Annotated in this window: 10 protein-coding genes; 7 read left to right on the top strand and 3 right to left on the bottom strand. The window is 55.3% G+C overall.

All coding sequences use genetic code 11. The annotated features are described in order from the left end of the window. The 3 genes from IKB43_05100 to uvrB form a co-directional block, all read right to left on the bottom strand. On the bottom strand, positions 1–939 hold a 939-nt coding region (locus IKB43_05100), incomplete at its 3' end, for a 2,3-bisphosphoglycerate-independent phosphoglycerate mutase (protein MBR2469517.1). A gap of 102 nt (positions 940–1,041) precedes the next feature. Further along, positions 1,042–2,031, bottom strand: coding sequence for a hypothetical protein (locus IKB43_05105; protein MBR2469518.1), 990 nt, complete (start codon positions 2,029–2,031; stop codon positions 1,042–1,044). A 232-nt stretch (positions 2,032–2,263) separates the two neighbouring features. After that, on the bottom strand, positions 2,264–4,471 hold the full coding sequence (uvrB, locus tag IKB43_05110; protein MBR2469519.1) for an excinuclease ABC subunit UvrB: 2,208 nt from the start codon (positions 4,469–4,471) through the stop codon (positions 2,264–2,266). Between the two features lie 65 nt (positions 4,472–4,536). Here uvrB and IKB43_05115 point away from each other — a divergent pair, with 65 nt between their 5' ends. From IKB43_05115 to IKB43_05145, 7 genes are all read left to right on the top strand, one after another. Next, positions 4,537–4,911: a hypothetical protein gene (locus IKB43_05115; protein MBR2469520.1), complete on the top strand. Its 375-nt coding sequence runs from the start codon at positions 4,537–4,539 to the stop codon at positions 4,909–4,911. Positions 4,912–5,136: 225 nt separating this feature from the next. Beyond that, positions 5,137–5,409: a hypothetical protein gene (locus IKB43_05120; GenBank protein MBR2469521.1), complete on the top strand. Its 273-nt coding sequence runs from the start codon at positions 5,137–5,139 to the stop codon at positions 5,407–5,409. A 4-nt stretch (positions 5,410–5,413) separates the two neighbouring features. Then, entirely contained in the window at positions 5,414–6,325 is a 912-nt protein-coding gene (locus IKB43_05125; protein MBR2469522.1) for an ABC transporter ATP-binding protein, read from the top strand. After that, positions 6,312–7,115, top strand: a complete 804-nt coding sequence (locus IKB43_05130) for an ABC transporter permease (GenBank protein MBR2469523.1) — start codon at positions 6,312–6,314, stop codon at positions 7,113–7,115. The genes IKB43_05125 and IKB43_05130 overlap by 14 nt, the downstream gene beginning before the upstream one ends. Then, a complete protein-coding gene (gene tadA, locus IKB43_05135) occupies positions 7,112–8,737 on the top strand; it encodes a Flp pilus assembly complex ATPase component TadA (GenBank protein MBR2469524.1) in 1,626 nt (541 codons plus the stop codon). Before IKB43_05130 ends, tadA (IKB43_05135) begins: the two co-directional genes overlap by 4 nt. A gap of 2 nt (positions 8,738–8,739) precedes the next feature. Beyond that, the gene (tadA, locus tag IKB43_05140; protein ID MBR2469525.1) at positions 8,740–9,747 is read left to right on the top strand and encodes a Flp pilus assembly complex ATPase component TadA; all 1,008 of its coding nucleotides are present in this window, start codon (positions 8,740–8,742) and stop codon (positions 9,745–9,747) included. A 7-nt stretch (positions 9,748–9,754) separates the two neighbouring features. Further along, on the top strand, positions 9,755–10,092 hold a 338-nt coding region (locus IKB43_05145), incomplete at its 3' end, for a hypothetical protein (protein MBR2469526.1).

Genomic DNA, 10,092 nt, shown 5'->3' on the forward strand with positions numbered 1-10,092 from the left:
GTCGTACTGGAGCATGCCGGCGTAGCAGACATGCGGGAAACGCTTGCGGTCAAATTCGTTGAAGGATTCTTCTTCGAAGGCGCGGGTGATTTCGATGGCGCGGTCGCCACGGAAGTTGAAGAACACCACGGAGTCGCCGTCGTTGATGGTACCGACCGGAGCCCCGTCCTTGGCAATCACGAACGGCGGGAGGTCCTGGTCAATAGCCTTGGTTTCGCCGCGGAGGGTTTCGATAGCCTGGGTGGCGTTGTCGAAGTAGCGGCCTTCGCCCAGCACGTGGGTCTTCCAGCCCAGCTCCACCATCTTCCAGTTGGCGTTGTAACGGTCCATGGTAATCTGCATACGGCCACCGCCGCTAGCAATGCAGACGTCGAATTCCGGGCTGCGGAGTTCGTCAAGGAACTTTTCGAACGGGCCAACGTAATCGAGGGCGGAAGTTTCCGGAACGTCACGACCGTCGAGCAAAATGTGCACGCGGACCTTCTTGAGGCCTTCCTTCTTGGCCTGGGCGACCATGGCCTTGAGGTGAGAAATGTTAGAGTGAACGTTGCCGTCGCTGAAGAGGCCGATGAAGTGGAGCACGGAACCGTGGTCACGCACGTTGCCGGCGATTTCCTTCCAGGCGTCGCGACCGAAGATGTCGCCGGAGACGATTGCGTCCTGCACGAGGGCAGCACCCTGGTTGTACACCTGGCCCGCACCGATGGCGTTGTGGCCCACTTCGGAGTTACCCATGTCTTCGTTGGTCGGCATACCCACGGCGCGACCGTGAGCCTTCAAAAGCACGTTCGGGTACATCTTGAAGAGGTTGTCGAGAGTCGGGGTGCGGGCGGCCTTGATGGCGTTGCCTTCGACCTTATCGGTGATACCAAAACCATCCATCACGATGGTTACGACCGGGCCCTTGATGCCGGGGAAATTGGAAAGCTTCTTGAGCATAGTTTACTCCGTTTTAATGTTTACGGCGCAAATTTAGTTTTTTTATTGTAAAAGAAAAGCCCTCCCACAGGGGAGAGCTTCGCTAAAAGGCGGCCTTAAGAACTATTTCTTCTTGAAGTAGACGATGGTCAGGTCTCCCTTGGCTTCATCTTGCTTCATGAAGGAGTCAATCATGACGGCGTATGTTCCAGAAGCGGTCTTGATGAGATACCAACCCATCTGTTCCAGTTCCATGTGGTTGTCTTTGCCATTGTAGGCCTCGGAGAAGCTTTCCATGCAGACCTGCCCTTCTGGGATAACGCCAGTTTCCTGAGAGCCTTCACGAACGATTTCTACGCCAGCGGAGGCGGTAAAGAAGGGAGTGCCGTCTTCAATAGTCATGGTCACATCGGGGCTATCGGCGGTTCCAGTAGCAAAGTTGATGGCGTCCTGGCTACTTCCAAGCTTGTTGGAAAGGGTAACCGGACCAACCTTTTCCATCTCAGTGCAGGTGGCAGCCGCGCTAGAGGATTCGATAACCTTGCAAGGTATGGAGAAATCACCAGTCAGGCGGGCGGTGTAGGCGTACTGCTTGGTGTCTTCGGTATCGCCACTCATAAAGATTGTGACGTAGAGAGTGAACTTGTCGCCACAGGTGGCGTCTTGGTCAAGGGGAATTTCGTCAATGACGCTGATCAGGTTGATGCTTTCCTTTCCAAGGGATGCACCCTGCTTAAGGTTGACAGGGAGGGAAACGCGGTTGCCGTCCTTGTCGCCCACATCAAACTGAAGGCTGTCGATATTGTAGTAAACGGGGTCTTCACCATCATAGCCTTCGGGGTCGGGGAACATTTCACTGTCGGTCTTGATGATGCCGCTGAGGGATAGGTAGTAGCCTCCTTGTCCGTCGGCGGTTGCAGCGGCAACAACTTTAGAACCTGCATCCAACGGAGATGTTTCCGAAACGGAAGACAGAACCAGGGGTTCTGCAGAAGAGGAACTGTCGCCTTCATCTGCACTAGAACTGCTGTCGCCACCGCAGGCGGTGAGAGCGACGGAACCCAGCGCGAAAACGGAACACGCAAGGATGGATTTTACGAATTGGAATTTCATGATGTTTTCCTCATAAAAAGTTTTCTGCCTTTGAAAATAAACAAAAATGGCCGAAAAAGCAAACGAAAAAGCGAATTTTTCGTGAAAAACGCCTTTTTTTGGCGTTCCCCGCCCCAAAGTTTGGTGCAATTCATCGCGAAGGGCGGGTCGGGCCATACTCGTCAGGGCTCCCCGCCCTGCCTCACCGAGCCCGTCCGTTGTCCGGTCTCGTCCCCTTACGGGGTCACTGTCCCTAACGCATATTCCGGATAATGTCCCGCAGCCGCGCCGCTTCCTCGAAGTCGAGGCGCGCGGCGGCTTCCTTCATCTGCCGTTCCAGGTCTTCCAGCGAACTTGTCATCCCCGCGGAGGCGGGGATCTCCATTCTTACATCGTGCCTCGAGCCTCTAACCCCCTTCTTCTTGGTCTTGCTGGAGGGCTGCAGCGGTTCCATCGGCCGGATGCCCGGTTCCCCATTTGTCATCCCCGCGAAGGCGGGGATCTCCTCGTCCTCATCGACGGAATCGTCACCGTCGATTCCAAGGGGGTCCGCGATTCTCAGGTCGTCTTCGAGTTTGCGAGTCACGGACTTCGGCGTAATGCCGTGTTCCTTGTTGAATTCTTCCTGTACGGCCCTGCGTCGAGCTGTTTCGGTGACGGCCTTTTCCAGGCTGTCGGTCATGTTGTCGGCAAAAAGCAGTACGGTGCCGTTCACGTTACGGCTCGCGCGGCCCATCGTCTGGATGAGGCTGCGGTAGTTGCGGAGGAACCCTTCCTTGTCGGCGTCGAGTATGGCCACCATGCTCACTTCGGGCAGGTCCAGGCCTTCGCGCAGCAGGTTGATGCCCACCAGCACGTCAAATTCTCCGGTACGGAGTCCCCGGATGAGTTCGTGGCGTTCCAGCGTCTTGATGTCGCTGTGCAGGTAACGCGCGCGGATGCCCGCTTCCACGAAAAAGTCGGTAAGGTCCTGCGCCATCTTCTTGGTAAGCGTCGTGACCAGTACGCGGTCGCCGTTCTTGACGACTTCCTCAATGCGGTACAAGAGCACGTCCATCTGGCCCTTGATGGGGAACATCTCGATTTTCGGGTCCAGGAGTCCAGTAGGTCTGTTAATTTGTTCGGTAACCACGCCGCCCGTCTTGGTAAGTTCGTAATCGCCGGGAGTTGCAGACACGAAAAGCACCTGCTTCGGGTACATGTACTCGAATTCGGCGAAGTTCATCGGACGGTTGTCCAAGGCGCAGGGGAGGCGGAACCCGTACTGTACCAGCGTTGTCTTGCGGCTCTTATCGCCTTCGGCCATGCCGCCTACCTGCGGAATACTCACGTGGGATTCGTCCACCATCAGGAGCCAGTCGTCGCCGAAGTAATCGATGAGCGTAAACGGGCGTGTACCCGGGGCGCGGTTCTCGATAATGCGGGAGTAGTTCTCGATGCCGCTGCACATGCCGGTCTCGCGAATCATTTCCATGTCGTAGCGGGTGCGGCTGCTGAGGCGGGCCGATTCCAGCACCTTGCCTTCCTTGTCGAGTTCCGCAAGACGCTCGGTCAGTTCCACTTGCATGCGTTGCAAGATTCCCGCGCGGCCTTCTTCCTTCGTGACGAAGTGCTTTGCCGGAGCGATGGTCATTTCATCCATTTCCTGAGTGACTTCGCCGGTAATGATGTTGAAGCGAACGAGCCTGTCCACTTCATCGCCGAAAAGTTCGATGCGGAGTCCTTCTTCGTCGTAGCTCGGGTGGATTTCAATCACGTCGCCGTGCACGCGAAAGCTGCCGCGTTCCAGGCTGAAATCGTTTCTCGTGTATTGAATGCGCACCAGGTCGTGCAGAATCTTGTCCCGGTCGTAAACGTCTCCCTTCTTGATACGCACCATCAAGTCGAAATATTCGCTGGGGCTACCCAAACCGTAAATGCAGCTCACGGAGGCGACGATAATCACGTCGCGACGGGTGAGCAAGTTCGCGGTGGCACGCAGGCGGAGCTTGTCGATTTCGTCGTTGATGCTCGCGTCCTTCTCGATGAAGGTGTCCGTGTGCGGAATATAGGCTTCGGGCTGGAAATAGTCGTAATAGCTCACGAAGTATTCCACCGCATTGTGGGGGAAGAACGCCTTGAATTCCTGGTAGAGCTGCGCCGCCAGCGTCTTGTTGTGCGTGAGGATCAGCGTCGGCTTGCCCACGTTCTTGATGACGTTCGCCATGGTGAACGTCTTGCCGGAACCTGTGACGCCAAGAAGCGTCTGGAACTGTTCGCCGTGCTTGAAACCTTCGGTCAATTCTTCGATGGCCTTCGGCTGGTCGCCCGCCGCCCCGTAAGGGCTCACGAGTTCGAAGTTCGCGCGGGTCGGCGACTGGAACTGCTTTAACTTCCCCGGCAAACTCTGCTCGGGCGGTAGCGGTTTCGCTATCGGTTTCGCATACGGGTCGGGTGTAATTGTCTTGCGTGCGCGTGCCATTCGCTGATGTCATGCCCGCGTAGGCGGGCATCTCCTGTTCTCGCAAAAAATAGTAAATTTCCACTATGGATCACGAGTACAGCATTTCGGGTAGGCTTTGGGTGGATAACGTCGATTCGGTCCTGTTGAGCCAGGATTGTCGGGAATACACTCTTGGCGACATTGTGTTCCTGCTTTCGACAACCACAGCCAAAGAAATCCAAATAATTCTCAAGGATAAATCCAAGGCAGTGTCAATTTCTGACGATGAAATTGTCGGGTGCTGCGCTGAACTGTCCCGCAGCTTTGTATGCCGTGTCCGCATGGAAAAACTCCACGAAGAATATGGCAACGCTAATGTGTTCAACGGCGGGTCCGACTACGAGGTGGTCTGCGCCGACAGGTTTGTCTGTGAATGCCTAAACGGCAAAGAAGTTAGTCGTAGCCGAACCCAGATATGAAAAACGGGTCGTTCAAAACAGTCAATTAAACGTCATGGCCGCTGAATAACGTCGTGGCAGTCCAATAAACGTCATGGCGGCCATGAGCCGCCATCTAGATTTCGGTTAATTGACGCCTATATCGTTCAATTTGACTTAAAAACATCAAATTAAACATTGAAAACATGTTAAACGCTTTCAAAAAGTGTATTTTTCAATGGTGAAAAGTACCATTTTGAGGTATCAATGAACAAATTGATAGTTTTGACTTATGTCCTGCGTGGCTTGGGCTTTGTGCTGGTGATTTTGAGCCTTTTTGGCCATAGCGTTTTGTTGAACCTTTTCCCGGGGTTAGAAGGAACCTCCATCAACCCCTTCTTCTATTCGGGCCTTGCGGTGTACCTTGTTGGCGCCACCATCTATTTCTTTGTGAACAAGAAGATTCGTGCCGACAAGCGCCGTCGCGAAATAGAAGAGACCGAAAACCGGATTTTTGGAAAAAAGGACGAGCAAGAGTAGTTGTATGATTCAGATTGAGCATTTGCACAAGACCTACAGGAGCGGTTTCCTGATGAAACCGAAACTGGCGCTGAAGGATGTATGCCTTCATGTGGAACCGGGTCAGATTTACGGTTTTATCGGCCCCAACGGGGCGGGCAAGTCCACCACCATCAAGGTATTGACCGGCCTTTTGAATTTTGATTCCGGCAAGGTGCTGGTAAACGGCATCAGCCCCCGCGATGTCAAGAGCCGCCGTTTTATCGGATACTCTCCGGAACAACCTTATTTCTATGACTATCTCACCGGCCGGGAACTTTTGCAGTTCTACGGCAAGCTGGTGGGGCTAGAAGGGAACCTTCTGAACGAACGTATCACCTGGGCGTTGCAGTTGCTCCACGCCGACAAGGACTGGATTGACCGCCGTTTGCGCTCTTATTCCAAGGGTATGATGCAGCGTGTGGGAATTGCCCAGGCCATTCTCGGCAAGCCCAAACTGTTGATTCTGGACGAACCCATGAGCGGTCTTGACCCCATGGGCCGCCGCGATGTCCGGGAGGCCATTCTGGAATTGAACCGGGACGGTGTGACTATTTTCTATTCCAGCCACCTTCTGAGTGACGTGGAATCCATCAGCCATCGGGTGGCCATGATTGTAGACGGCCGTATCGTTCGTGAAGGAACCGTGGATGAAATTACGGATTCTTGCAGTATCGAATACCACGTGCGGACTCGGGAGGCCATAGCCGTCAAGGACTTGCCCGAGGGCGTCGCCCTGGCAGGGCACCCCCAGGAGGTTATCTGCGCCGACGATGTCGCTCGTGATCGCTTACTCCGCTATTGCTTGGATAACAGTATTGCTGTGGAACGCATGGAACATAAGCGTCCCAGCCTTGAAGATGTTTTGACCGAGGAGATTGCCCGTGCAGACGCTTAAGCATATCGGCATTATTGCCCTCAATACCTTCCGCGAGTCTATCCGCGACAAGATTCTTTACAATATCGGTCTTTTGGCCGTGGGCCTAGCCCTGTTCAGCATCGTGCTGGGCGAATGGTCCGTGTTCGACCGGGCATACGTCATCAAGTCCACCACCCTTTCGGTGATGAGCCTTTCGGGTCTTTTGATTTCCATTTTCGTGGGCATCAGCCTGGTACAAAAAGAAATCCAGAGGCGGACGGTTCTCACCCTGTTGTCCAAGCCCATCAGTCGCGCCACCTTCATCGTGGGCAAGTACCTTGGACTGTTGGCGGTGGTGGCCGTCCATTTGGCGCTGCTCACCTGCATCTACTACTCCATTTTGTTCCTCACGAATTCGGAACCTACGGTAAGCTTGCTGACGGCAATTTACCTGATTTTCTGGGAGCTGGCGGTAGTGATTGCGGTGGCGCTTCTGTTCAGTAGCTTTTCTTCGACCACTTTGAGTGCGTTGTTTACATTGGGCGTTTATTTTGCGGGTCATCTGAGCGGCCAACTTCTGGAGCAAGTTCGTTTTGTGAACAAGATGCGCGAGGTGAGTGACTCTTCTGCAGCCTTGCTTGAAAAGCTAGCCGTGGTGATTCACGCCGTGTTCCCGGGACTGTACCGTTACAATGTGACCAGCTACGTGGTTCACGGGCTTGCTTTGCCGGACATGTATCTTTTCTGGAATACGGTTTACGCAATCGGTTATGTTGGTGTTTTCTTGGCCATCGCTAGTTGGTGGTTCAGCCGGAGGGATTTCCTATGAGAAATCAGTATATGGCACAGGTCCTCGTCCACAACAAGGTGGTCACGGAGGATCAGGTCAAGGCCCATTGGGGTGAAATTACGGAATCTATGGACATTGGCCAGGTTCTGGTCAAGGCGGGTATTTTACAGCAGGCCATGTATGCGAAGGTCCTTGCCTTTGTGCAGAACCTGGAAGCAAAGCATGCTGCCGCTAATGCTGCTGCCCAGCCTGCGCAGGTCCAGCCGACAGCACCAGCACCTAAGCCTGCTCCTGCCGCTGTTCCGGCACCCAAGCCCTCTCCTGTAGAGGCAAAGCCCGCCGTGGCCGAACCCGTCGATGACGAACCGGCCTTGCAGATAGAAGGCAACAACATTTACGGTGAATCATCTTCGTCCAACATGGTGGTAGAAAAGGTGTCCGGTCTGGAAACCACAAGCATCTCGACCATCAGCATTGCCGAAGAGACAGGGGAAGATTCCGCCGAAGAAGGCGAGCAGGAACTGCCCCGCCAGTTCGCCCTTTCTTCTGGAGAGGGAACGGCGGTAGAAGCACCCCAGACTCTGCTCCCCATCATGTCCTTGAAAAAGATGATTGCCTTTGCCCGCCAGTACGGAGCTACGGACATCTACCTTTATTCAAACCGTCAGGTGGTCATGCGCCAGTCCGGTGCGCTGTTCCCGGCTACTGAACAGGTGGTGGACAAGACCCGCATCTCTGAACTTTTGGCCGAAGCCTCGGAAGGCTTTGCCGACGGCTACCAGGTGGTGGCAGGCAAGAACTTCAGCAGGACCATCGCTCTCGCCGGCGTGGGTCGTGCCCGCATTTCCGTAACCTGGAACGGGGTCGTTCCCAGCGTGTCTATCCGGGTGATTCCTACGGAGGCGGCGGCTCTGGATTCTTTGAACCTGCCGCCTTTCTGCACTCAGTTTGCGGAACTCAACAGCGGCCTGGTGTTGGTGGCTGGGCCTTCGGCCAGCGGTCGTACCACTACGGTGAACGCCTTCGCCGAAACCATTGCCGCAAACCGTCCGTGCTACATCCAGACCATCGAACGGCCCATCGAGAGAATCTTGCAGACTGGCGGTGGTGCTCTGGTGCAAAAAGAGGTTGGTCTCCATGTCCGTACGGGTATGGACGGTATCGCCCTTGCCATGCGTGACGGTGCCGACGTGATTTGCTTTGACCATCTGGAAAATGTGGACGAACTGAACCTGCTTTTGCAGGCCGCCAATTCTGGCGCTCTGGTGTTTGCCGTTACCCGCGGAAACAACATCCACGCCCTGCTTTCGAGGCTCCTGGTTTCTGTTCCCGAAAGCGGACGGTCTTCTTTGGCCAGTTCCCTGGCAGACCAGCTGAAGGGCGTTATCGTGCAGCATTTGGTTCCTGTGGTGGACAACCAGGGCCTGGTTCTTGCCGCCGAAGCCGTGCGGGTGACGCCTACTATTGCGGGCATGATCCGCAAGGGCGATCTGTCTCAGCTGAATGCCGCTATCAGTAGCCAGCGGGACCAGGGCGTTACTCTGGACGATTCCCTGCAGAAATGCGTGGAAGCGGGTTACATCGACGGTGTAGAGGCCTGGAAACGGGCAAACGACATTAGACGCTTTGCGGCGTATCATCCTGCAGGCGGGGAGGCATAAAGATGGCTGCAGAAATTGAATCTCTTTTGGAATATGCCGTCAATACCGGCAGTAGCGAACTGATTATAACCGAAGGGGCTGCCCCCGCAATCCGCTTGGCGGGGCAGGTCTGCGCCGTTCCCGACGCTCCGGTTATTCCTTTTGGTTCCCTGGCTGAATTTTTAGGCTCCCTGGAAGGGGAATCCGGCTCCATGATTGGCGGCCCTTGGCAGGGCATGCGCTGGCGTGTGCGGTATTTTCGTGAGGCTCTCGGCAACGGGGCCGTGTTCCGTCCGCTCTTGAACGAGTGCCCGGATTTTACCTCTCTCGGAATTCCTCCTGTTTTGGAAAATATGCTGGGCTTTAGTTCAGGCCTGGTGCTTTTTGCAGGTCCGGCTTGCTCTGGCAAGACCACCAGCGCCACGGCCTATGTGGGCGCCCTTTGCGAATCCAAGATTTTAAGGGCCTGTTTCTTGGACAAGGCTCAGGAACTTCCTGTAAAGCAAGGGAGCAGCCTCATTCTCGAAGATTCCGTGGGTGGAGTTGCCGAAAAAGTGGACCAGGCTATCCGTAGCGGAGTTGACCTTCTGTGGATGGGCGATTTTGACTCTAGTATTTTACTGCCCATGTTGCGGGCTGCCGAAGCTGGCGCCTTGGTGGTGTGCAACGTGACCGCCGGCAATTCCGCTGGTGCCCTGGACGCCCTTGTGGCGGCCGCCAAACCCGAAGACAAGGCTTTGGTCCGGACCATGCTTTCTTCTGTACTGAAGGCGGTGGTGGTGCAGCGCCTGCTTCCGGGAGCTGCCGAAGGTTCCGGTGCCGTTGCCGCTTGGGAAGTACTTTTCAATTCCCAGAACGTGGCCATGTGTGTCCGCACGGGGGACCATTTCAAGCTGCCGTCGGTCATTGCGGCTTCGGCTTCCGAAGGCATGATGCTGATGGACGATAGCCTTGCAGAACTGGTGCGTTCCGGATACGTGGCTCAAGAGGTGGCGGCTAAGTATGTGGCCAATCCCGCAAGGTTTGCCTAGGCGGTTTATGCCGAAGGTGGCGGCCATCCTGTTGGTCGCTTTTTCCCTGTTGCCTGCAGAACCTGCCGACAGTCTGCTGTCGCAGATGACGGCTGACCAGGATTCTACGGCGCAGGCCCCTGCGGATAGTCTTGTTCCCACTACATCTGAACCTCAATCCTCTCAAGCGGATCCTCGTGATTCTATCGCTTCGCTCCAGAATGACAGCGAGGATGACATTTCTCGAACCTCGAACTCCGACAGCGGGGGCGTTGCGGGGGTGTCCCCCGCAGAGGGGGTAGCGGACGCCGCAGAAAAGGGAGAACTGATAGGGGACCCCCGCCTTGGTTCGGCTACGCTTACCAC

It is taken from the genome of Fibrobacter sp. (assembly GCA_017503015.1).
GTDB lineage: Bacteria > Fibrobacterota > Fibrobacteria > Fibrobacterales > Fibrobacteraceae > Fibrobacter.